Below are 22,409 nucleotides of genomic sequence, written 5' to 3' on the forward strand. Positions count from 1 at the left end.
TTATAAAAAAGTGTCAATGAATATTATAAGAAATAAATTTGAATTTTTTGTGACGAACTTGTAGGTTTTTGTATGATTTTGTAGGTTCGCCTATATGATGTGTGAGTAAGCTTTTATAAATACGAAATGAAAGCGTTCGCATAAAAGGGGATGAACATAAATGAAAAAATTCGGATTGGCAACACAAATTTTTGTCGCACTTGTTTTAGGGATTGTAGTAGGGGCAATCTTTTATGGCAATAAAACGGCGATTTCTTATATCACACCAGTTGGGGATATATTTATTCATTTAATTAAAATGATTGTAGTACCGATTGTTATTTCAGCATTAATTGTTGCGGTAGCTGGTGTAGGTGATATGAAAAAGCTTGGGAAACTGGGCGGTAAGACAATTCTTTATTTCGAAATTATTACGACGATTGCTATTTTAATGGGATTACTTGCAGCAAATATATTCCAACCAGGTACTGGCGTTGATATGAGTAATTTACAGCAAAGTGATATTTCTTCTTATAAACAAACAGCAGATGCAACAGAGAAGAAAGGCTTTGCAGAAACGATTGTTCATATTGTACCGAAAAATATATTTGAGTCTATTACACAAGGTGACTTATTACCGATTATATTCTTCTCAGTACTATTCGGTTTAGGAGTTGCAGCAATCGGAGAAAAAGGAAAGCCTGTTTTTAACTTTTTTGAAGGTGTGCTCGAAGCGATGTTCTGGGTTACAAATCAAGTGATGAAATTCGCACCATTTGGTGTATTCGCATTAATTGCTGTTACGGTTGCAAAATTTGGTGTAGCAACACTACTTCCTTTAGGAAAACTAGTGCTAGCTGTATACGTAACTGTTATACTATTCGTTGTGATTGTATTAGGTATTAATGCGCGAATGGTTGGAGTAAATATTTTTACATTAATGAAAATTTTAAAAGAAGAACTTATTCTTTCATTTACGACAGCAAGTTCAGAAGCTGTTTTACCTAATATAATGAGAAAAATGGAAGAGTTCGGTTGTCCAAAGGCAGTTGCCTCTTTCGTAATTCCGACAGGTTATACATTTAACTTGACTGGATCAGCTATTTATCAAGCGTTAGCGGCATTGTTTGTTGCACAAATGTACGGTGTACACATGTCACTGACGGAGCAAATAACGCTATTATTCGTTCTCATGTTAACATCCAAAGGTATGGCGGGAGTTCCGGGTGCATCATTCGTTGTTGTATTAGCGACGTTAGGATCAATGGGCTTACCGCTAGAAGGCATCGCATTAATTGCGGGAATTGACCGCATTTTAGATATGATTCGCTCAGCTGTCAATGTATTAGGAAATGCATTAGCTGCCATTGTTATGTCGAAGTGGGAAGGCGAATTCGATGATGAGAAAGCAAAACAATATGTAGAAACGGTCAAACAAACAAAAGCAGCGTAAGATTGTTAAGGAGTGAGTAATCATGGCAACATTAACTGAAGTTAAAAATGGAGTACGAATTGAAAAAGATTTTTTAGGTGAAAAAGAAGTACCAAATTATGCGTACTACGGTGTACAAACAATGCGTGCAGTGGAGAATTTCCCGATTACAGGATACAAAGTCCATGAAGGTTTAATTAAAGCGTTAGCAATTGTTAAAAAAGCGGCAGCACTTGCTAATGCAGATGTAGGAAGATTGGAATTGAAAAAGGGTGGTGCTATCGCAGAAGCATCACAAGAAATCCTTGAGGGGAAATGGCATGATCATTTCATCGTTGATCCAATTCAAGGTGGTGCAGGAACTTCAATGAATATGAACGCAAATGAAGTCATTGCCAATCGTGCCCTTGAATTATTAGGAATGGAAAAGGGAGACTATGATTATATTAGTCCGAACAGTCATGTAAATATGGCGCAATCAACAAACGATGCATTCCCAACAGCAATTCATATTGCAACATTAAATGCATTAGAAGGCTTATTACAAACGATGGGTTATATGCATGATGTATTTGAATTAAAAGCAGAACAGTTCGATCATGTTATTAAAATGGGTCGTACACATTTACAAGATGCTGTGCCAATTCGTCTTGGACAAGAATTTAAAGCGTATTCTCGCGTACTTGAACGTGATATGAAACGTATCAAGCAATCACGTCAACATCTATATGAAGTAAATATGGGAGCAACTGCAGTTGGTACAGGCTTAAATGCGGATCCAGAATATATTGAAGCAGTTGTAAAACATTTAGCTACAATTAGTGAATTACCACTTGTTGGTGCAGAAGATTTAGTAGATGCAACTCAAAATACGGATGCGTACACTGAAGTATCTGCAGCACTTAAAGTATGTATGATGAACATGTCTAAAATTGCGAACGACCTTCGTCTAATGGCATCAGGTCCACGCGTTGGATTAGCGGAAATTATGCTACCAGCTCGTCAACCAGGTTCATCTATTATGCCAGGGAAAGTAAACCCTGTTATGCCAGAAGTAATTAATCAAATTGCGTTCCAAGTAATTGGTAACGACCATACAATTTGCCTTGCTTCAGAAGCAGGACAATTAGAATTAAATGTTATGGAACCAGTACTTGTTTTCAACTTACTTCAATCTATTAGCATTATGAATAACGGTTTCCGTGCCTTTACAGATAATTGCTTAAAAGGAATTGAAGCGAATGAAGATCGCTTAAAAGAGTACGTTGAGAAGAGTGTAGGAATTATTACAGCCGTGAACCCTCATATCGGCTATGAAGCAGCAGCTCGCGTTGCGAAAGAAGCAATTGCGACAGGGCAATCCGTTCGAGAACTATGTGTGAAAAATGGTGTATTGTCACAAGAAGAATTAGAGTTAATTCTAGATCCATTCGAAATGACACACCCAGGGATTGCAGGAGCAACTCTTTTAAAGAAAAATTAAAAGAAGAGGGGGACAATCCCCTCTTTTTTGTTTACAATATAGAAATGCTATATATGAATAGAGGTAGGGATGTTATGAGTAAGTTTACAGTGGCTTCTAATGGTGCATTAGAAACAACATTAAGGGGAGCAGAAGTATTATCAACACCACTTTTAAATAAAGGGGTAGCTTTCACACAAGAGGAAAGAGAAGAGTTAGGTTTAAAAGGGTTATTACCGCCAGCGGTTTTAACGTTAGAAGAACAAGCACGCCGAGCATATGAACAATTTAGTTCTCAGCCGGATGATTTATTAAAGAATGTATACTTAACAGCGTTACATGATCGAAATGAAGTGTTATTTTATCGTATTTTAACAGAGCATTTACGTGAAATGTTACCGATTGTATATACACCAACTGTAGGTGTAGCAATTCAAAGATATAGTCATGAATACCGTAAACCACGTGGCATTTATTTATCAATTAACGATCCATCAGGTATTGAAGATGCATTTGCAAATATCGGTGCAACAGCTGAAAACATTGATTTAGTCGTTGTAACGGATGGAGAAGGTATATTAGGAATTGGTGATTGGGGTGTTGGTGGAATTAACATCGCAATCGGGAAATTGGCTGTATATACGGCCGCAGTTGGAATCGATCCTAGCCGTGTATTACCGGTAATTTTAGATGTAGGTACAAATCGTGAGGAATTATTAAACAATCCATTTTATATTGGAAATCGTCACCCTCGTATAACAGGTGAAGCTTACGATGAATTTATTGATACGTTTGTTCAAGCGGTAAATAAACAATTCCCGAAAGCACTTCTACATTGGGAAGACTTCAGTTCTCGTAATGCACGAAAAATTTTAGATAAATATCGTCATGACGTTTGTACGTTTAATGATGATATTCAAGGTACAGGGGCAGTTTCACTTGCTGCTGTATTATCGGCAGTAAAAGCTTCTGGTGTACCGTTAAGTGAACACCGTGTAGTTGTGTTTGGTGCTGGTACGGCTGGAATCGGTATCGCAGATCAAGTAAGAGATGCAATGGTTCGTGTCGGCTTATCAGACGAAGAATCACATAATCGTTTCTGGTGTATTGACCGTAATGGGTTGGTTACAGATAATATGGAAGATCTTCTTGATTTCCAAATTCCATATGCAAGAAAAGAAGCTGAAGTAAGTGATTGGAAACAAAATGATGCTATCGGACTTGCTGAAGTTGTGAAACATGTAAAACCGACAATTTTAATTGGTACATCTACTGTTGCGGGCGCATTTAAAGAGGAAATTATTAAAGAAATGGCTTCTCATGTAGAAAGACCAATCATTTTACCAATGTCGAATCCAACGCCACTTGCTGAAGCGAAACCAGCAGATTTAATCGAGTGGACAGAAGGAAAAGCATTAGTTGCAACAGGAAGTCCGTTTGAACCGGTTACATATAACGGTGTAACGTATGTGATTGGACAGTCAAATAACGCACTTATTTTCCCAGGACTAGGTCTTGGTACAATTGTTGTTCGTGCAAGCGTCATGACGGATGGAATGTTCGCAGCAGCAGCAGAAGCAGTTGCAAGTATGGTAGATACAAGTCAGCCAGGAGCGCCTATTTTGCCAGAAGTTGAAGAGTTACGTAATATCTCTGAACTGGTTGCGATTGAAGTAGCAAAAGTTGCAGTTGCAGAAGGTGTTGCTAGAGAGAACTTAAGTGATGACGATATTAAGATTGCAGTAAAAGAAGCAATATGGGAACCGGAGTATCGCCAAATAAAAGCGGTAGAAAAGGTTAGAATATAGAAATAAAGCCCGTTTATAATTATAAGCGGGCTTTCACTTTTACAATTGAAAAAAAGCATAGGAAGTGGCACCTTTGAATTGGAATCAATTATGGAAGAAAGATATGTATCTTTTAATTATATTAATGGTTGTTGTTCCGATTGCTGGAGAGCTGAATTTTCATCCTTTTAATGATATGTTTCGTGTTAGTTTCGGGACACCGCTTTTCTTCTTTTTATTACTATTTTTAAGAAGAGTGCCAGCAGCAGCTGCAGGTATTCTTGTAGGTATATCTGTAGTCTTATTTCGTGTATGTCTTGACTGGGTATTGCAAGGTTCATTCCATATGACAGAATCATTTTATTTGCGTTATCCTGTGTTCTTTTATTATTTTATTTATGGAAGTCTTTTTTCGCTTTGTAGGGTGAATAAGTTTCATCAGAAGCCAATTGTGATAGGATGTCTTGGAATTACAATTGAAATTATCGCAAGTATGTCTGAACTTGCGTTTTATCATATGTTAGTGCTGGGGACAACGATAACAGTTTCTGAAGTGAATAAACTAATTATTATTGCTATTTTTCGTAGTTTCTTTGCGCTTGGTTTTTTAAATATGATGAACTTGTATGAAACAAAATTAAAAGAATCACAAGTGCGAAAAGAAAATGAAAAAATGTTGCTGCATCTTTCTAACTTATATGTGGAATCTGTTCATTTGAAAAAAACGTTACAAAATGCGGAGTTAATTACACAAACAGCGTATCAATTATATCGGAATTTACAAGCGAACGATGATTCGAGTAGTAAAACAGCATTGAAAATAGCGGGAGAAGTACATGAAATAAAAAAGGATAATCAAAGAATTTTTGCAGGGTTATCTAAACTGTTATTAGATAAAAGTGTGGCTGAGTATGTAGAAGGACATGAGCTTGCGGAAATGATTGTGAGAATAAATGAGAAGTACGCTGAAATGTTGGGAAAAGATATACGTTTTTCTAAACATATAGAAGGTGAGCATGCAGAATATCATGTGTATACGGTCTTATCAATTTTTAATAATTTAGTTGCAAATGCAGTTGAAGCAATTGCGGATAATGGCGTTATTATTATTAAGTTATATAAACTTGATAACCATATATTCTTTGAAGTAATTGATGATGGACCTGGTATTGCACAAAAATATAAGAAATTAGTATTTAAGCCTGGATTTACTTCAAAGTATGATCAAACGGGAACACCATCAACAGGAATTGGACTTTCTTACATAAACGAAATGGTAACAGAGCTCGGAGGAGAAGTGAGATTAGAAGACCGAGAAACTGGCGGAGGGTGTAAGTTTGTCGTTTGTTTACCGGAGTGCAGTTTAAAGCGGGAAGGAGAATGAAGTTGTTTTATTATATCGTAGATGATGATGAAGTTTTCCGCTCCATGCTTTCACAAATTATTGAAGATGGCGATCTTGGGGAAGTAATTGGAGAGTCGGAAGATGGAGCTTTTATTGAAGCAAATCAACTAAATTTTAAAAAAGTAGATATTTTATTTATTGATTTATTAATGCCAATGCGAGATGGGATTGAAACAGTTCGCCATATTGCATCCTCTTTTTCAGGGAAAATCATCATGATTTCTCAAGTTGAATCGAAACAGCTTATTGGTGAGGCGTATACACTTGGTGTTGAATATTATATTACAAAACCATTAAATAAAATTGAGGTTATATCTGTTGTACGTAAAGTAATGGAACGTATTCGTTTAGAGCGCTCTATACATGATATTCAAAAATCATTGAATAACGTTTTTAAGTGGGAACAGCCGCAAGTTCGAAATGAGCCAATGCAGGAAGGAAAAAGAATAGCAGATTCAGGGCGCTATTTATTATCAGAACTCGGTATTGCGGGAGAGAATGGAAGTAAAGATTTACTTAGTATGTTGGAATATTTATATGGACAAGAAAAAGAGCAAACGTTTGAATTTGGATTTCCTGCGCTAAAAGATATCTTTCACCATATAACTATAAGAAAATTAGAGAATATAGCTTCAGATGCAGATATAGATAAGGAGAGAAAAGCATCTGAACAAAGGGTACGTAGAGCGATTTATCAATCGTTAAATCACTTAGCTTCCCTTGGATTAACAGACTTTTCAAATCCGAAATTTGAAAGCTATGCTCCGAAATTTTTTGATTTCACTGTAGTTAGAAAACGAATGACAGAAATGACAAAGGATGAAGTAGCAACTTCTGGCCATATACGAATTAATACGAAGAAATTTATTCAAGTGTTGTATTTTGAGGCGAAAAGGTTGATGGAGATAGAGTGAAAAAAGGTGCTTATATACAAGCATCTTTTTTTATTAAATCTACATTTTATATTTTCTCTTGGAGCATGTAAAATGTTAGTTAAGAGAAACTGGTTTTAAAGTAAGGAAGTGTCAAAACAATGGGTTTTACATTAAATAAATCGATTATTAAAGAAGTATGCGGAGAAACCTCATATAAAAGAGGCGAAGCTTATTATAAATCAAATAAAGTAATAATAAATCATTATGATGAAAATAAAGAAATTTGCGAAGCGACGGTAAAAGGGAACGAAGATTTTCATGTTACAGTAGAAAAAGCTAAAAAAGGTGATGTTGTTGCGAAATGTAGTTGTCCTTCGTTAGCGTCTTTTCAAACATACTGTCAACATGTTGCGGCAGTATTGATACAAATAAATTATAATCAGCAAACCGGTGGAATGGTGCCTATTAGTAGCGGAAATATGAGTGGAAATGATCAATTAACAAGCGGGATGTTTCATTTATTTGCAGAAAAACCATTAAGACCAAAAAGTAAACAACACCGTTTTGATACACGTGAAATACTTCATGTTGAATTTATATGTACGCCAGTAGTTACGAAAAATGGTGGGGCACTGCTAGGTATTCAGTTTAAACTCGCCAAGATGTATTTTGTAAATCATATTAGAGAATTTCTTTCCAATGTGGAGAAAAGAGAGTCCTATAATTGTTCGAATAAATTTACATATACACCGGATGTACATAGCTTTAAGCAAGAAACGGATGCGATTATTCAGCAGCTCATTAAAATTTATCATAATGAAAAAATGTATGAGGATACACTGGAAGTACATGCAAAACAAGATGATAGTATGATTTTAATACCGCCAGCTTCATGGAAGGATATGCTTTCTTTACTTTCTAAAGTTGAGTTTGTGGGACTTAATCAAGATGGAAAATCTTTTCACGGTTTACAAATTTCAAAAGGGCTACTTCCTTTACATTTTGAGTTTAATAAAGGAAGTAACGGTGGGTTTACACTTTATATTGACGGCTTACAACAAGTAGAAGTAATGGATACGTATAGTTATGCTCTATTTGGAGGGAAACTGTATCAGTTGAACGCTGAGGATTGTAAGCGGCTTATCGAATTACAAAAAATGATGAATCGTTCTAGTAGTAACCAATTGTATATTCCAGCAGATAAGATGGAGCACTTTGTAGCAAAAGTTGTACCAGGGTTAATGAAGCTAGGAACTGTGCGAATAGATGAGGTAGTATCAGATTGTGTGGAAACGCCTTCGCTAAAAGCAAAATTGTATTTAGATCGAGTGAAAAATCGTTTGTTAGCAGGTCTCGAATTTCATTATGGAAACGTCGTGATTAATCCGTTAGAAGAGGATGGGCAGCCATCTGTTTTTAATCGTGATGAGAAAAAGGAAAAAGAGATTTTAGAAATTATGAGTGAAAGTGCCTTCGCGAAAACGGAAGGCGGTTATTTTATGCATAATGAAGAAGCTGAGTATAACTTTTTATATCATGCTGTTCCAACGTTAAAAGGTTTAGTTGATATTTATGCGACGTCAGCCATCAAATTACGAATTCATAAGGGAGACACAGCTCCTCTTATAAGAGTTAGAAGGAAAGAGAGAATTGATTGGTTATCATTCCGCTTTGATATAAAAGGTATTCCAGAGGCAGAAATTAAAGGGGTATTAGTCGCTCTTGAGGAGAAACGAAAATATTATCGTTTAGCAAGTGGTGCTCTACTATCACTTGAGAGTAAAGAGTTTAATGATATTAATCAGTTTATAAAAGAATCTAGTATTCGAAAAGAATTTTTAAAGGGCGAAGAAATAGATGTCCCTCTTATTCGTAGTGTGAAATGGATGAATTCACTGCAAGAAGGAAACGTATTAAGTTTAGATGAGTCCGTTCAAGAATTGGTAGAGAACATTCAAAACCCTAAAAAGCTGAAGTTTGCGGTGCCAAGTGGCTTAGATGCGATAATGAGAGAGTATCAAACATACGGATTCCAGTGGATGAAAACACTTGCCTATTATCGTTTTGGCGGCATTTTAGCTGATGATATGGGACTGGGGAAAACGTTGCAAAGTATTGCTTTTATAGACTCTGTTTTGCCGGAAATTCGAGAGAAGAAACTGCCTATATTAGTTGTTTCTCCGTCGTCCCTCGTTTACAACTGGCTTAGCGAGTTGAAAAAATTCGCTCCACATATTAGAGCAGTTATTGCCGATGGAAATCAAGCAGAGCGCCGAAAAATTTTAAAAGATATAACGAAATTTGATGTTGTCATTACGTCATATCCTTTACTGAGAAGAGATATAAGGTTATATGCGCAGCCATTTCATACGCTATTTCTTGATGAAGCACAAGCATTTAAAAATCATACGACGCAAACTGCAAGAGCGGTAAAAACAGTGCAGGCGGAGTACCGTTTTGGATTAACAGGAACACCTGTAGAAAATTCATTAGAAGAGCTATGGTCTATCTTCCACGTCGTCTTCCCAGAATTATTACCGGGAAGAAAAGAGTTCGGCGATTTAAGACGTGAAGATATTGCGAAGCGGGTAAAACCTTTCGTGTTAAGAAGGTTAAAGGGAGATGTATTACACGAACTCCCAGAAAAAATAGAGCACTTACAATCATCAGAACTTTTACCAGATCAAAAGAGGCTTTACGCAGCTTATTTAGCAAAGTTAAGAGAAGAAACGTTAAAACATTTGGATAAAGATACGTTACGTAAAAATAAAATTCGGGTTTTAGCTGGTTTAACGAGACTACGGCAAATTTGTTGTCATCCTGCTTTGTTTGTTGATGACTATAAAGGTAGTTCAGCTAAATTTGATCAGCTGCTAGAAATTTTGGAGGAATGCAGAAGTACAGGGAAGAGAATTCTTATCTTTTCCCAATTTACGAAGATGCTTTCGATAATCGGACGTGAATTAAATCGTCAAGCAGTTCCATACTTTTATTTAGACGGGAGTACACCAGCGCAAGAACGTGTAGAGCTATGCAATCGGTTTAACGAAGGAGAAGGGGATTTATTTCTTATTTCGTTAAAAGCTGGTGGCACAGGATTAAATTTAACAGGTGCAGATACAGTTATATTGTACGACTTGTGGTGGAATCCAGCTGTTGAACAACAAGCTGCGGATAGAGCGTATCGAATGGGACAAAAAAATACAGTGCAAGTGATTAAGTTAGTAGCACATGGAACAATTGAAGAAAAAATGCACGAGTTACAAGAGAGTAAGAAAAATTTAATCGCTGAAATTATCGAGCCGGGAGAGGAGAAGTTATCTTCTATTACGGAGGAAGAAATCCGCGATATTCTTATGATTTAATATGGAAAAAGCTATGCTTTCATAGAGATGAAAGCATAGCTTTTTTGTTGTAATAATTATATTTTGTTTTGTACAAAGTAAAGAGATAAAGTGAAACTTTAAATAGTGGGAGTTGTTCATCTCCCACTATTTATTTTATTTCTTTGTACCTTTACTTTTGTATGGTTTTGCAGCTTTCTTTTTCGCACTTGATTGCCAACGGTTCCATCCTTTACTTCCTGTACCTTGTCCTACACCTTTTTTCGGTTTTGCTTTCGTTTTACTCATATGATCACTCCGTTATATAAAAAATCTGATTTGATAATAGCCAATGTTTTAGAAAAATACTATCGATAAATGACTATGCTTGCTTTAAATAAAAACAAACTGCTTGAATGCTATAGTATATCATGAAATTGCGAGTAAACTGAAAGGAATTATAAAGAAAATGAAAATAATAAGAAATACTGCGGATTCTATATTTCGAACAATCACACTAGTTGTTGTATATATGTTAGTTTCAATTAGTGAAATGTTTTTTGGATTGAAGAGACAAAGGAAATAAAAATGTTATATTAAGAACAATCGGTAAAGGCATAAAATAAAGAATTGAAAAATTTTTTGAAACTTTTTGTTGACTTTATCTATTTTTTGTATAGAATAATCATTAATAAAATGTTTCAGAGATGTGACAATAAAACGACTATGAAAGGACGAGTAGTAGTAGGATGTAGTTTAAGCGAGTCAGGGACGGTGTGAGCCTGATACGAAGCCTATTATGAAGAACCTCCTGGAGTCGCTAACCGAAATCCTTTATAGGAAAGTAGACTTAGCCGGGAACTTCGCCGTTACAAGAAGAACAGTATCGAGATTTTTTAATCTCCGTACTGTATAAGTGAGCAACCTCTGTTGCTAATTTGGGTGGTACCGCGGAACCAAAGTCTTTCGTCCCAGTTTTTTGGGAAAGAAGGGCTTTTTTTGTTGGCTTCTTTTCACAACATCCAAACATTTTAGGAGGAAACCACCATGTATCAATCATTAATGACAGTAAGAGAGACTCAAATCGCAATTAAGGAAGTTAAAACATTTTTCGAGGATCAATTAGCAAAACGACTTGAACTATTCCGCGTATCTGCACCATTATTCGTAACGAAAAAATCAGGATTAAACGATCACCTAAACGGTGTAGAACGCCCAATTGAATTTGATATGTTACATTCAGGAGAAGAATTAGAAATTGTACATTCACTAGCGAAGTGGAAAAGATTCGCATTACATGAATACGGATATGAAGCTGGTGAAGGTTTATATACAAACATGAACGCGATTCGTCGTGATGAAGAACTTGATGCAACGCATTCCATCTATGTTGACCAATGGGATTGGGAAAAAATCGTTCAAAAAGAATGGCGTACTATCGATTACTTACAAAAAACAGTACAAACAATTTATGGAATATTCAAAGAATTGGAAGATCACTTATTTGAAAAGTATCCGTTCCTTGGAAAGTATTTACCAGAAGAAATTGTTTTCATTACTTCTCAAGAACTGGAAGATAAATATCCAGAATTAACACCGAAAGATCGTGAACATGCAATTGCGAAAGAACACGGTGCAGTCTTTATTATTGGAATTGGTGATGCACTCCGTTCAGGTGAAAAGCACGATGGACGCGCGTCCGATTATGATGATTGGAAATTAAACGGTGACATTTTATTCTGGCACCCAGTACTACAAGCTTCGTTCGAATTATCATCAATGGGAATTCGTGTTGATAGTAAAGCACTTGATGAGCAATTAACGAAAACTGGTGAAGACTTCAAACGTGAGTATGATTTCCATAAAGGTATTTTAGAAGACGTACTACCATTAACAATTGGTGGTGGTATCGGCCAATCAAGAATGTGTATGTACTTCTTACGTAAAGCACATATCGGTGAAGTTCAATCTTCTGTATGGCCTGATGATTTACGTGAAGCTTGTAAGAAAGAAAACATTCATTTGTTTTAATATAAGTGAGAGGGAGAGTGGCTCGAAAATAGAGTTACTCTCCCTTTTTTATTGTGTAAACTGCTGGTTTACAGTGAGTGTTACTAATAGTTTCTTTCTTTTTTATCTCCTTTTATGTAATAATTTGTTAAAGGAGGGGGCGTTATGAACTTGGGAGAACAATTAAAAAAATTACGAGAATCAAAAGGATTTTCACAAGAGGATGTTGCAAAGAAAATTGGGGTAACTAGGCAAGCGGTGTATAAAGTGAAACTTTAATCAGTGGAGCGATTTATCCCACTGATTATTAGTTGAACCAATCGGGCTTTTATAGGCAGTTAATCCCATCTGGCTTCCTTGATGTATTTAAAAGCTACGATGGGATTTAGTGCCTGTTAAAGCGGGATAAGTGGGAAAATGATAAAAGTTACCCTGACATTGATAATTTAATTTTATTGAGCGAAATGTACAACGTTACGCTCGATGAATTAATAAAAGGGAATCAAAACTTTAAAGAGAAAATACATATTGATGAAGAAGATGAGGATTTTGAGAAAGAGAATGAGTTTGGTTTTTATATTGGATTTGGTTTGCTAATTATGAGTGCTTTCATTGATTACGAAGGAATTCAAGAGATTTTATTAGGGGCTGCGCTATTCATGATGGTCTTTTATTCCGACGTGAAGAAAGTTATTTTGAATGAATTTCGCTCGTTATTTAAAGGGAAAGATATATATGATAAGAAGTGAGAAGAGTCCGTTATATTTCCTAGGAAAAGGTATTGCGAATAATCTAATTGTTTTATAATGATTTTTAGATATAGGTAATATGTTAAAAAGCTGTTTGTATAGAGTCTTGAAATCTATGTGTAAAATGATAATAAAGTTATTTAATTTTAAAAGCTCAAACGAGTATAGCCCCGTTCTAAAGTTAGGACGGGGTTGAAAATCTAAGTTTTATTGAATAAGAATTTTCTTCAAATATTTTTACTTCAGTAATGTATATTTCAGTAAAGGCCTTTTATAAAACGTCACTTACTTATTTGTTATCGAGTTGTTCCGCCAAACCGATTAGAATTCCTTCGGTTCCACGAATGTAGCAGAGTCGATACGAGTTCTCATACTGAACTACTTCTCCAACGAGCTGAGCACCATGCTTAGTAAGTCTGGATACCATGTCGTCAATGTCCTCGACGGTGAACATGACGCGCAGATAACCGAGGGCGTTTACAGGAGCTGTCCGGTGATCTGCTATAGTAGGTGGGGTGAGAAATCGCGAAAGTTCAATTCGGCTGTGACCATCTGGCGTAACCATCATAGCAATCTCTACGCACTGAGAACCGAGTCCAGTTACGCGACCAGCCCATTCACCTTCGACAGTAGCTCGCCCTTCGAGTTTTAATCCAATCTCCTTGAAGAAAGAGATTGCGTTATCAAGAGATTCTACAACGATGCTGACATTGTCCATTCTTAGTAATCTGTTGTTTGCCATAGTCTTTATCTCCTTATGTGTAAAAATTTATCCCGCTATTTGCGGGCAATAAGACTCCCACCTCAAAATTCGGCGAATGCGAGGAAGTTAGGTGGGAGATAACTGCCCGATTGTTGAATAGAATGACTTGCTTCCGTTTTTTAACAATTTTATTGTTCTTCAAACGACTTTATTTTAAACTAAATAACCTTTTTCTCACTTTCCACTATGCAAACAGCTTTATATTTATATAGGAAGGAAATAGATTCATATAATTTGTTGTAAGTTTTACTGGTGGAAATTAAATCATTTGCACTAAAGGTTCAATTTTCGCCATAAATGATTGATGAAGTGCTTCAACACCCGTTACTAAATGAAGACGGTCAATAACGACAGATACTTTAATTTCTGATGTACTTACCATTTTAATATGAATATCTTCTTCTTTTAAAGTAGTGAACATATTCGCAGCAACTCCTGGGTTAGATACCATACCAGATCCTACAATTGATACTTTTGCTAAATGATTTTCATGTTCTACAGATTCATAGTGAAGTGCTTCTTGATTTTGTTCCAATACTTCTAATGTTTCTCTTAAATCATTAGAATGGATCGAGAAGGAGAGGTGAACAGTTCCTTCATTTGTAATACTTTGAATAATAATATCTACATTAATATGTGCTGCTGCTAATGTAGAGAAAACTGTTGAAAGTGCACCTTGTTCTAATCCTTTAATTGTGACACGTGTAATATTATCCTCAAATGCAATACCTTTAACGATTGATTGTTGTTCCATGTTACATTCTCCCCTTACAATTGTTCCGTTTTCTTGTTCCATACTTGAGCGAACTTCTAAAATTACATTATGATTTTTAGCAAACTCAACAGCGCGTGGGTGTAATACGCCAGCACCGAGGTTGGCAAGCTCTAACATTTCGTCATAAGAAATTTCATCTAATTTATAAGCATCTTGTACAACTCGTGGATCAGTCGTATATACGCCGGTCACATCCGTATAAATATCACATTTTTTTGCTTTTAGTGCAGCAGCTAATGCGACAGCAGTCGTATCGGAGCCACCGCGACCAAGTGTGGTAATTTCATTTTCTTCACTTATTCCTTGGAAACCAGCTACTATAACAATCGTGCCTTCAGTAAGGTGAGACTGAATACGAGTAGTGTTAATGTCAGTAATCCGTGCACTACTATGTACAGATTCTGTCGTAATACCAGCTTGCCATCCTGTTAATGAAATTGCGTTATAACCTTTTGTTTGTAGTGCCATTGTTAATAATGAAATGGTTACTTGTTCTCCTGTAGATAGGAGCATATCCATTTCACGTTTACTTGGATTTTCAGTAATAGCGTTAGCAAGTGCTACAAGTTTATCCGTACTTTTTCCCATTGCTGAAACGACAGAGACAATACTATGTCCTCGTTCATATTCTTCAATAATTAAATTTGCTACATGTTGAATGCGTTCGACGCTTCCGACAGAAGTACCGCCAAATTTTTGTACAATCGTTTCCATTACGAATTCCTTCTTTCGTCCATTTTTAAGAATAGGTTAGGACATATACAAATCCCAATATTCCTGTAGTTACCAGAGAGAAAAACAAAAAACACCATCTCAAATAAGTGAGGATGGTGCTGTTACAGGAAAAGGGAAACAGAAAACGGAGCTAATAAAAAAACCGCCAAAAAAGGAATATCATAAAAATGATATCTCTTTTTTGTAGATAGCTCTTCATACGTACACGTCTGTACATATGACAGTTCTGTTTCTATTCGAAAACAGCCCCAATTGATAAATGCAGAGAAATTTATCAATTTCGGCAACACTTCCTTTCCTCTAAAATCATAGACATCTCTTTGTCTCCTTTAGAATACTTATAAGCGTTGCAACCTCTATCTCACGTTTTAGGCGAGAGTGTATGATTTATGAAGTTGTTGGTAACATTTGTTTTATAATAATTTAAATTTTTCAGGGAATCAAGTGTTTTTTGTATTTTTTTGAAATTCTATCTTTTTATTAAATTAGTTTGTGAAAAATGTAGCAAAATCGATTCATTGCATGTACATTGAAAATATAGCGCATGGGAGGTGGAAGGATGGGGAAGAAAAAGCCTATTTATGTAGCCACAGAAATGAACACAACAATGGAGAAACTATGGGCATATACACAAGAGCCTGATATACATACAGAGTGGGATGCTCGTTTTACTGAGATTTCGTATTTAGAAAAAAAAGAGGGAGAACCACAGAAGTTTTTATATAAAACAAAGATCGGATTTGGACTTGAAATAGCCGGAGAAGGGGAATCGATAGGTGAAATAAGAAAAGAAACTGGAGAACGCATTTCCTCTTTAAAATTTTGGACAGACAATCAATTATCACTTATACAAATAGGGCGTGGTTATTGGAAGTATACACCGAATGAAGAACATATTCATTTTGAAACGCAATATGATTATGATACGAGATTTGGTCGTATAGGAAATGTGATAGATTTATATGTTTTTCGTCCACTATTAGGTTGGGCGACAGCATGGAGTTTTGATGCTTTAAAATTATGGTTAGAAAAGGGACTTCATCCTAAGTTGCTAATTAGAAGAACGATGACGTATTGGCTAGTTTGCTTTTTATTTGCTTTCGTATGGTTATATCAAGGGATTGTACCGAAATTGATGTTTACTCATTCAGAAGAAGTAAAGATGCTTTCTGTACTAATCGGATCGAATGAAAATAGTATTTTTATGCTTAAAATAGTTGGATTTCTAGAAATAATATTGGGTGTGATATGGCTATTGCCACTTCCAAAACGAAAATTATTTATAGGGCATATTATTATGTTAATCGCCTTAACAATTGCGGCAGGAATTACGAATATCACAAGTTTTACGCAACCGTTTAATCCGATTACATTAAATTTTCTTCTAATAGGGTTATCGATTGTCGGTTATATAAATAGCACTAATTTGCCAAGCGCAAAAAATTGCAAGAGGACGAGAAAGGGATAAGTATATGGTTAATATTTATGAAAGATTATTAGGGGATTCTTATAAAAGGCTTCATCCAAAATTGCAGGAACGATATGCGATAACAAAGGAAAATAGCTTTATTGGGGAAGGGGAAATGGATGAAATTTATGGAGGATCTTTTTTCGTTAAATTAATATTAAAAATTACATCGAAGTTCCGTATGTTTTTCTCTGAGCGAGGGCAAAAAGTTCCGTTTGTGATACATAATACCGCTGAGCGAGATGGACAGGGGAAAGAATTTGTACGGTGGAATCGTACTTTTTATTTTCATAATAAGAAAAGATATTTTAACGCTGTTATGAAGTTGGATGAAGAGAATAATGAAATTGTAGATTATTTTGGCGAGCCACATATACTCGTTTCTACATTGAATTTCTATATTGATGAAAAAGGCGGGATACATATTTCCTCAAAGAAACAATGGTTTTATATGTTTGGTAGAAAACTCCCGTTACCAAAATTTTTATATGGAGAGGCAAAAATTGTTGAAAGTTATGATGATGCACTGCAATGTTTTCGAATTCATGTACAAGTACGGAATCCGTTAATTGGTTCGTTATTTTCATATAAGGGAACATTTGTGGAAAGGAAATAAACGAGATGAAGAATATACTATTTGGGTTTGCTTGTTATATTATATTTCTAATATGCGAGTGGTCGAATGTAAATCCTGTTGAAGCAATCATATTGTTATCTATTTTGTTATTTATACCGATGTCATTTTGCATTATTGATAAGAAAACAAGAAATGGATCGTATTTATTATCTTATAAATTTGTATCGCTTTTATATCCAATTGCAGCAGTTAGTGCAATGCTAGCTTTCGTAACAAATCACTTTTTCTTTGCACTACTTTGGTTTGTATATACAGGAATCGTTGCATTATTTGGTGTAAGTAGATTGCTAGAAAGAGGATGGAAGCCTCTAGAAGAAGTAGCTATAGATAGTGCGTTTATTTATTTGTTTTTAGGTGGTTTTTGGTTTTTTGCTTCAGTAGCAAAGGTTTCAATTATGCACTTTAGTTCTGACATTGTTTTACTTACAGCGGCACACTTTCATTATTCGGCGTTTTTATTACCATTATCAGCGGGTTTAATAGGGAGGAAAAGAGAAAAGAGAAGTAAAGTATATGATGCTATTATGTTTATCATAGTCATTTCACCTATGACAGTTGCGATAGGAATTACATACTCAAGGATATTTGAATTTTTTGCAGTGTTCATATATTTATGTGCGATTTATGGATATGGAGTTTACGTGTGGAGAACGAAATTCAATGCTATAAGTGCAAAGATTCTCCTTACTCTTTCATCCAGTACACTTATGGTAACAATAATGTTTTCACTCATATATTCATACGGAAATTTCAAACAAGTAATGACGATTACAATTGCACAAATGGTCTGGATTCACGGTGTTGTAAATGGAATTGGAGTAGCGTTACCAGCATTTGTTGGTTGGATGATTGAAAAGAGTACTCCGAATTATAAATATTACGGGAAAACAATGAGCAGGTTAAGAGGAAATGCGACAGTTGGTGAAGCATTTTTACATAACAGAAATTTAATAGATAGCAAGGAATACAAAGGTTTAGTTGATAAAATGAATGATTTTCATAGTGAGGCAGTTGACATGGCGAAGATTCCTTTAAGTATTATTCGTTTTTATGAAAATACAAAAGAGTATGAGTTACAATCGCATATTAAATGGACTCGTTGGTTCCGTCCGGTTGCATTTTGTTATGAGAAAATGAGTAAGCGTGTAGGACAAATACATTTAGGAATGGGCGGCAAGTGGGAAACGATGCATGGCTCTATCATTGGGATAATAGATGAGAAGGATGGAAGAGAGAATGTAAGGGCTTGGCTAAGAAAAAATGAAGCAGGGGAGACAATTTTTGTAGCTCTTTATTCAAAGCATACATACAAGAAAGATACATATATGAATATCGCATTACCTTTACCATATTCGAATATGACAGGTATTTTGAAGTTATGCAATGATGATAATGCTTTAATCATTACAAGTAAGTTAAGAGAGAATGGCAGGGGGGATGAGGGAATTTATTTATATACTCGTTTCTTTACAATACGTTTACCATTAGCAGAGACATTTATCATTAAAGAGAGCGCGGACCAAATGTTAACAGCTCACCATAGAATGTGGATATTCGGAGTCAAGTTTTTAGAAATTGATTATGAGATTAAGAAAATAGAGGAGAAGTAAGAGAAGCTTGGAGAGATTCCAAGCTTTTTATGTATGGGTAATTGTCATAGCAACTTGTTTATCCAAGTCTTGGTCCCAAACACGCTGAATTTCAAACGTACCTTTTTCAAAAAATAATGGGAATCTCTCTTTAAACCAATCTTGCATAGGAAGATTGAGTGCTGTATCAATTGGCACCCATAATAATTCGCCTTCAGGAGGATTCAAAAGGAGTTCACCTTCAAATGAATCTGTCCAATAGTTAAATACCATATATCGAACATTTTCCTTAGGATTTACATATTCGTCTAACCCCTTGAAAATTAAATTAGAAACGTGGAGTCCGGTCTCCTCTTTCGATTCTCGTATAGCAGCTTGTAATATGCTTTCTGGGAAATCTACTTTTCCACCAGGAGCTATGTAGCCAGGAAAACCTCGATGGTCGGGGCGTTTTATAAGTAAAGTGTCATTATTTCGCTGGATCATACACATTGTATAGATGCGGTGCTCGATATTATGAGAATTTTGAGGCATAATAATGTATTCTCCTTTATCTTTTTTTGATAATTTTACCATAACATAATAGTTTCTTATATAATTTAAAATAGAATATTATTAATTTTCGGTTATTCATTATAAAGTCTATAATCATTTGAAAAGAGGAGAGAGATATGCAAGGAGAAATACCAACAGAGAAAAATTTAGGTTATGTCGGTAAATTGTTATTGCCAGTTAAAGTGTCACCGCACTTTAAGTTTTTATGGATTGGGCAATTACTTTCGACTTTAGGTAGTTCGATAACGATGGTTATTCTGCCAGTCGTTGTGTATTCATTAACTGGTTCAACAGTTGTAATGGGAATGACTATGGCAATATACATGCTTCCTAATATTCTTGCGTTACCGTTTGCTGGATTAGTCGTGGATCGAATTGACCGGGTGAAATTGATGTTATTTACAGATATAATTCGCTGTATATTAATGCTCTTATTTGCAACACTTATATTTATGGACATTTTAACAATTCCACTTTTATATGTACTTGTTGCATTATATGGACTTATGGAAGGGATATTTCAGCCGGCATATTCAGCTGTAAGAGCGAAAGTATTTGTACCGGAAATTCGAAATGCAGCTAATGCATTAACGCAAATGAGTAATCAAGGAATACGATTAATTGGCCCAGCACTTGGTGGATTAATAGTATCAGTTACATCTGCAGGGATAGGCTTCGGACTAGATGCAGCAACGTATTTGTTATCATTTTTATGTTTATTATTTTTAAAAGAAATAAAGTTTAATAAAATACAGAAATTTGAAAGAAATAAAGTCAATTACAAACAAGATTTTATGGAAGGGATTCTTGTTCTAAAAAGCCATCCGTGGTTGTGGATTACTATTCTAGTCTTTTCTTTCGTTAATATTTGTTATGCAGGCATTATCGTTGTATTAATTCCATGGTTGTTTAATGTTCATCATCATTTTGAAGCTTACGTGTATGGCTTAGGTATGGCTGGTGCTGGTGCTGGAGCTGTAATTGCAGCACTAATTTTTGGTGGGAGGCAGCGGTGGCATAAGAGAGGATTACTTGCGTATGGTGGTGTTTTAATAAGTGGAATGGCGTTATTAATTATGCCTTTCGTTTCTTGGGCACCCACCTTAATTGGATTAATGGCAATTGAAGGATTCGGTATTATGATATTTGGGCTTATTTGGGAAACAAGTTTACAAGAGCTTGTACCAGAAGAAGCTTTTGGAAGAGTGGCAAGTCTTGATATGTTAGGCTCATTTGCTTTATTACCATTAGGGTATGTGGTGGTAGGCTGGTTAGCTACTGTAATAGGTGGAAAGATAACAATTATAATGCTAGCTATTTTAGTACTCATAACAATTGGAATGGCATTGTCTGTACCAAGTATTCGGCGGTTCGATTGATTATGTAGGCAAAAAGGGGGGATGGTATATGACTATAGAAAATCTACATGATTTAGTAGTACATGAGTTGGGATGTAAATACGTTTTGGGAGAAAAGGTATTTGAAGCAAGGAATTTCACGGTGTATATTGCTACTCCTATAGAAAATAAAATGACATATAATCGATTCATCTTAATTAAGCATTTGTCTAATGAAGAGCCTTCAGTACATGTTTGGGACAAAAAAATCTGTGTAGACGCTACAAAAATACATATTGCAAAAGAAGTGTCAGAAGCAATTCAATCGGGTTTTGTAAATAAAGAGTAAGCCCTAATCAAATTAGGACTTACTCTTCATTAAACACAAATGTTTGCTTCATTTTTTTACTCTCATGTACTGGATGACCGTTGTAAGAGAAATTCTTTTCTTCCCAAGTAATGACAACTTTAAAATTATGGCTATTAAAGTCTAATGGGAATACCATGTAGTCAAAGCTTGTATGACTTTTTGAAACGTTGTTATTAGATGAAGTAGGATTAAAGGTAGCTTTAGATGTAGGTGTGTTATCAAGTATTTCCACCGATACATTTGCAACATCATTACCAATATTTTTTAAGAGTAAACTATACGTATCATATACACCTTGTTTTGGCTGCACGGCTTGCTTGTTTGAGTTATGAGATTTGTCAATTTCGATATACCACTGTTTAGACTTTGACGCAATTGGTAGTGATTGAAATGTGTATGCACTGGCTTGTATTGGTAGTGCTAAGCAGATTAGTGCAAAGAGAGAAAATATTTTTCGTTTCATCTTTAGAGAGCTCCCATTCTTTAAAGGATTTATTTGTTATTATCTTCTCTTTTTAAGATAATATACCATGTAGTTTAGGGGAGGGTATATTGAAAGAATTAGTAAGTATGGGAAGCAGCATGTTTCTACAACTGTTATTTTTGTATATATTTATTTCTGTTGTTTTATTGGAACTCAATCCATGGTATGCGGTAGTGGTTTATGTGGCTATTGCTATAATCAGTCTTCTGCTAGGAATATACTCGATTGCTTTCCCTATGAAGAGTAGCTTGAATACTATTTTTCTAATACTACCAGGTGGAATTATAATAACATTATTTTCAATATTAATTATTGGATTTACAGTGTTTGCTTACTTTTTACGAGAAGGAGATATTCCGGCTGTAATTCGTTTGTAGTATAAGTGAATCGATAGAGCTCCTATCTTTTCGTTATTAATCTTCCCAAGTATGTCACACGCACATTAAAAAAAACAAGGAAACTGTGTAGAGATTTTTCGGCATAGTTTCCTTATTTTGTTTTTTTTGATTAATAATAAATGCTTGCTAAAGGATACGAAAAAGCATATCAGGGGGATTAATTTATTAATATAAAGTAGCGTCCAACTTATAAAAGATAGATATAGGTGGAGGGGTACGAGTATTAGTATTAGTTAAAAGAGATATTAACAAGAAAAAATTACCAATAAATATGTT

Annotated in this window: 19 protein-coding genes, 1 pseudogene, 1 riboswitch and 1 other annotated feature; of the genes and pseudogenes, 15 read left to right on the plus strand and 5 right to left on the minus strand. The window is 35.2% G+C overall.

Annotated elements, in window-relative coordinates; genetic code table 11:
* Nucleotides 1-160: 160 nt before the first annotated feature.
* The 6 genes from QCI77_RS09020 to QCI77_RS09045 all read left to right on the plus strand — a co-directional run bounded on the left by QCI77_RS09020 (nt 161) and on the right by QCI77_RS09045 (nt 10,305).
* On the plus strand, nt 161-1,432 hold the full coding sequence (locus QCI77_RS09020; protein WP_002012230.1) for a cation:dicarboxylate symporter family transporter: 1,272 nt from the start codon (nt 161-163) through the stop codon (nt 1,430-1,432).
* Between the two features lie 22 nt (nt 1,433-1,454).
* Nucleotides 1,455-2,894 carry an aspartate ammonia-lyase gene (gene aspA, locus QCI77_RS09025; protein ID WP_002012229.1) on the plus strand — a complete coding sequence of 480 codons (1,440 nt, stop codon included), beginning with the start codon at nt 1,455-1,457 and terminating at the stop codon, nt 2,892-2,894.
* A gap of 74 nt (nt 2,895-2,968) precedes the next feature.
* A complete protein-coding gene (gene malS / locus QCI77_RS09030; protein ID WP_002012227.1) occupies nt 2,969-4,681 on the plus strand; it encodes an oxaloacetate-decarboxylating malate dehydrogenase in 1,713 nt (570 codons plus the stop codon).
* A 64-nt stretch (nt 4,682-4,745) separates the two neighbouring features.
* Nucleotides 4,746-6,044 carry an ATP-binding protein gene (locus QCI77_RS09035; protein WP_353824788.1) on the plus strand — a complete coding sequence of 433 codons (1,299 nt, stop codon included), beginning with the start codon at nt 4,746-4,748 and terminating at the stop codon, nt 6,042-6,044.
* A gap of 2 nt (nt 6,045-6,046) precedes the next feature.
* Nucleotides 6,047-6,979 carry a response regulator gene (locus QCI77_RS09040; RefSeq protein WP_340780062.1) on the plus strand — a complete coding sequence of 311 codons (933 nt, stop codon included), beginning with the start codon at nt 6,047-6,049 and terminating at the stop codon, nt 6,977-6,979.
* Nucleotides 6,980-7,098: 119 nt separating this feature from the next.
* Nucleotides 7,099-10,305 carry a DEAD/DEAH box helicase gene (locus QCI77_RS09045; protein ID WP_113769389.1) on the plus strand — a complete coding sequence of 1,069 codons (3,207 nt, stop codon included), beginning with the start codon at nt 7,099-7,101 and terminating at the stop codon, nt 10,303-10,305.
* Between the two features lie 135 nt (nt 10,306-10,440).
* Here QCI77_RS09045 and QCI77_RS09050 read toward each other — a convergent pair whose 3' ends face one another.
* A complete protein-coding gene (locus QCI77_RS09050; RefSeq protein ID WP_000047589.1) occupies nt 10,441-10,572 on the minus strand; it encodes a DUF3934 family protein in 132 nt (43 codons plus the stop codon).
* 408 nt (nt 10,573-10,980) lie between these two features.
* Nucleotides 10,981-11,240, plus strand: a binding site (T-box leader).
* A gap of 70 nt (nt 11,241-11,310) precedes the next feature.
* On the opposite strand from QCI77_RS09050, the gene asnA reads away from it, so the two are divergent.
* From asnA to QCI77_RS09065, 3 genes and pseudogenes are all read left to right on the plus strand, one after another.
* Nucleotides 11,311-12,294 carry an aspartate--ammonia ligase gene (gene asnA / locus QCI77_RS09055; RefSeq protein WP_002126735.1) on the plus strand — a complete coding sequence of 328 codons (984 nt, stop codon included), beginning with the start codon at nt 11,311-11,313 and terminating at the stop codon, nt 12,292-12,294.
* Between the two features lie 144 nt (nt 12,295-12,438).
* The gene (locus QCI77_RS09060) at nt 12,439-12,552 is read left to right on the plus strand and encodes a helix-turn-helix transcriptional regulator (protein ID WP_002031128.1); all 114 of its coding nucleotides are present in this window, start codon (nt 12,439-12,441) and stop codon (nt 12,550-12,552) included.
* A gap of 128 nt (nt 12,553-12,680) precedes the next feature.
* Nucleotides 12,681-13,022 (plus strand): annotated as a pseudogene (locus QCI77_RS09065) (helix-turn-helix domain-containing protein); the annotation flags it as partial.
* Nucleotides 13,023-13,311: 289 nt separating this feature from the next.
* On the opposite strand, the gene QCI77_RS09070 reads toward QCI77_RS09065, so the two are convergent.
* Both QCI77_RS09070 and QCI77_RS09075 read right to left on the minus strand, forming a co-directional pair.
* Nucleotides 13,312-13,764 carry a VOC family protein gene (locus tag QCI77_RS09070; protein WP_113769387.1) on the minus strand — a complete coding sequence of 151 codons (453 nt, stop codon included), beginning with the start codon at nt 13,762-13,764 and terminating at the stop codon, nt 13,312-13,314.
* Nucleotides 13,765-14,044: 280 nt separating this feature from the next.
* Nucleotides 14,045-15,274 (minus strand): aspartate kinase, encoded by a 1,230-nt coding sequence (locus tag QCI77_RS09075; protein ID WP_002126737.1) that lies wholly within the window; start codon nt 15,272-15,274, stop codon nt 14,045-14,047.
* A gap of 201 nt (nt 15,275-15,475) precedes the next feature.
* A riboswitch (Lysine riboswitch) is annotated at nt 15,476-15,662 on the minus strand.
* A gap of 192 nt (nt 15,663-15,854) precedes the next feature.
* On the opposite strand from QCI77_RS09075, the gene QCI77_RS09080 reads away from it, so the two are divergent.
* From QCI77_RS09080 to QCI77_RS09090, 3 genes are read left to right on the plus strand one after another with little or no spacing between them, the layout of a single operon-like run.
* Nucleotides 15,855-16,763 carry a DoxX-like family protein gene (locus QCI77_RS09080; protein WP_078184290.1) on the plus strand — a complete coding sequence of 303 codons (909 nt, stop codon included), beginning with the start codon at nt 15,855-15,857 and terminating at the stop codon, nt 16,761-16,763.
* A gap of 4 nt (nt 16,764-16,767) precedes the next feature.
* Entirely contained in the window at nt 16,768-17,379 is a 612-nt protein-coding gene (locus QCI77_RS09085) for a DUF4166 domain-containing protein (protein ID WP_113769384.1), read from the plus strand.
* Nucleotides 17,380-17,384: 5 nt separating this feature from the next.
* Nucleotides 17,385-19,010 (plus strand): YndJ family protein, encoded by a 1,626-nt coding sequence (locus tag QCI77_RS09090; RefSeq protein WP_353824789.1) that lies wholly within the window; start codon nt 17,385-17,387, stop codon nt 19,008-19,010.
* 27 nt (nt 19,011-19,037) lie between these two features.
* On the opposite strand, the gene QCI77_RS09095 is transcribed toward QCI77_RS09090, so the two are convergent.
* Nucleotides 19,038-19,523, minus strand: coding sequence for an 8-oxo-dGTP diphosphatase (locus QCI77_RS09095; RefSeq protein ID WP_353824790.1), 486 nt, complete (start codon nt 19,521-19,523; stop codon nt 19,038-19,040).
* A 137-nt stretch (nt 19,524-19,660) separates the two neighbouring features.
* Between QCI77_RS09095 and QCI77_RS09100 the strand changes: the two genes are divergently transcribed.
* Nucleotides 19,661-20,923: an MFS transporter gene (locus QCI77_RS09100; RefSeq protein ID WP_353824791.1), complete on the plus strand. Its 1,263-nt coding sequence runs from the start codon at nt 19,661-19,663 to the stop codon at nt 20,921-20,923.
* A gap of 28 nt (nt 20,924-20,951) precedes the next feature.
* Nucleotides 20,952-21,230 (plus strand): hypothetical protein, encoded by a 279-nt coding sequence (locus QCI77_RS09105; RefSeq protein ID WP_353824792.1) that lies wholly within the window; start codon nt 20,952-20,954, stop codon nt 21,228-21,230.
* Nucleotides 21,231-21,249: 19 nt separating this feature from the next.
* On the opposite strand, the gene QCI77_RS09110 is transcribed toward QCI77_RS09105, so the two are convergent.
* The gene (locus QCI77_RS09110; RefSeq protein WP_002086342.1) at nt 21,250-21,714 is read right to left on the minus strand and encodes a hypothetical protein; all 465 of its coding nucleotides are present in this window, start codon (nt 21,712-21,714) and stop codon (nt 21,250-21,252) included.
* 89 nt (nt 21,715-21,803) lie between these two features.
* On the opposite strand from QCI77_RS09110, the gene QCI77_RS09115 reads away from it, so the two are divergent.
* Complete coding sequence (locus tag QCI77_RS09115; protein WP_012260722.1) at nt 21,804-22,112, plus strand: hypothetical protein; 309 nt, start codon at nt 21,804-21,806, stop codon at nt 22,110-22,112.
* Nucleotides 22,113-22,409 lie beyond the last annotated feature (297 nt).

It is taken from the genome of Bacillus cereus group sp. MG9 (assembly GCF_040459995.1).
GTDB lineage: Bacteria > Bacillota > Bacilli > Bacillales > Bacillaceae_G > Bacillus_A > Bacillus_A mycoides.

Coding starts and splice junctions, on each gene's coding strand:
- QCI77_RS09020 (WP_002012230.1), top strand. CDS start 161: ATGAAAAAATTCGGATTGGCAACACAAATTTTTGTCGCACTTGTTTTA.
- aspA (WP_002012229.1), top strand. CDS start 1,455: ATGGCAACATTAACTGAAGTTAAAAATGGAGTACGAATTGAAAAAGAT.
- malS (WP_002012227.1), top strand. CDS start 2,969: ATGAGTAAGTTTACAGTGGCTTCTAATGGTGCATTAGAAACAACATTA.
- QCI77_RS09045 (WP_113769389.1), top strand. CDS start 7,099: ATGGGTTTTACATTAAATAAATCGATTATTAAAGAAGTATGCGGAGAA.
- QCI77_RS09050 (WP_000047589.1), bottom strand. CDS start 10,572: ATGAGTAAAACGAAAGCAAAACCGAAAAAAGGTGTAGGACAAGGTACA.
- asnA (WP_002126735.1), top strand. CDS start 11,311: ATGTATCAATCATTAATGACAGTAAGAGAGACTCAAATCGCAATTAAG.
- QCI77_RS09060 (WP_002031128.1), top strand. CDS start 12,439: ATGAACTTGGGAGAACAATTAAAAAAATTACGAGAATCAAAAGGATTT.
- QCI77_RS09070 (WP_113769387.1), bottom strand. CDS start 13,764: ATGGCAAACAACAGATTACTAAGAATGGACAATGTCAGCATCGTTGTA.
- QCI77_RS09075 (WP_002126737.1), bottom strand. CDS start 15,274: ATGGAAACGATTGTACAAAAATTTGGCGGTACTTCTGTCGGAAGCGTC.
- QCI77_RS09080 (WP_078184290.1), top strand. CDS start 15,855: ATGGGGAAGAAAAAGCCTATTTATGTAGCCACAGAAATGAACACAACA.
- QCI77_RS09085 (WP_113769384.1), top strand. CDS start 16,768: ATGGTTAATATTTATGAAAGATTATTAGGGGATTCTTATAAAAGGCTT.
- QCI77_RS09090 (WP_353824789.1), top strand. CDS start 17,385: ATGAAGAATATACTATTTGGGTTTGCTTGTTATATTATATTTCTAATA.
- QCI77_RS09095 (WP_353824790.1), bottom strand. CDS start 19,523: ATGCCTCAAAATTCTCATAATATCGAGCACCGCATCTATACAATGTGT.
- QCI77_RS09100 (WP_353824791.1), top strand. CDS start 19,661: ATGCAAGGAGAAATACCAACAGAGAAAAATTTAGGTTATGTCGGTAAA.
- QCI77_RS09105 (WP_353824792.1), top strand. CDS start 20,952: ATGACTATAGAAAATCTACATGATTTAGTAGTACATGAGTTGGGATGT.
- QCI77_RS09110 (WP_002086342.1), bottom strand. CDS start 21,714: ATGAAACGAAAAATATTTTCTCTCTTTGCACTAATCTGCTTAGCACTA.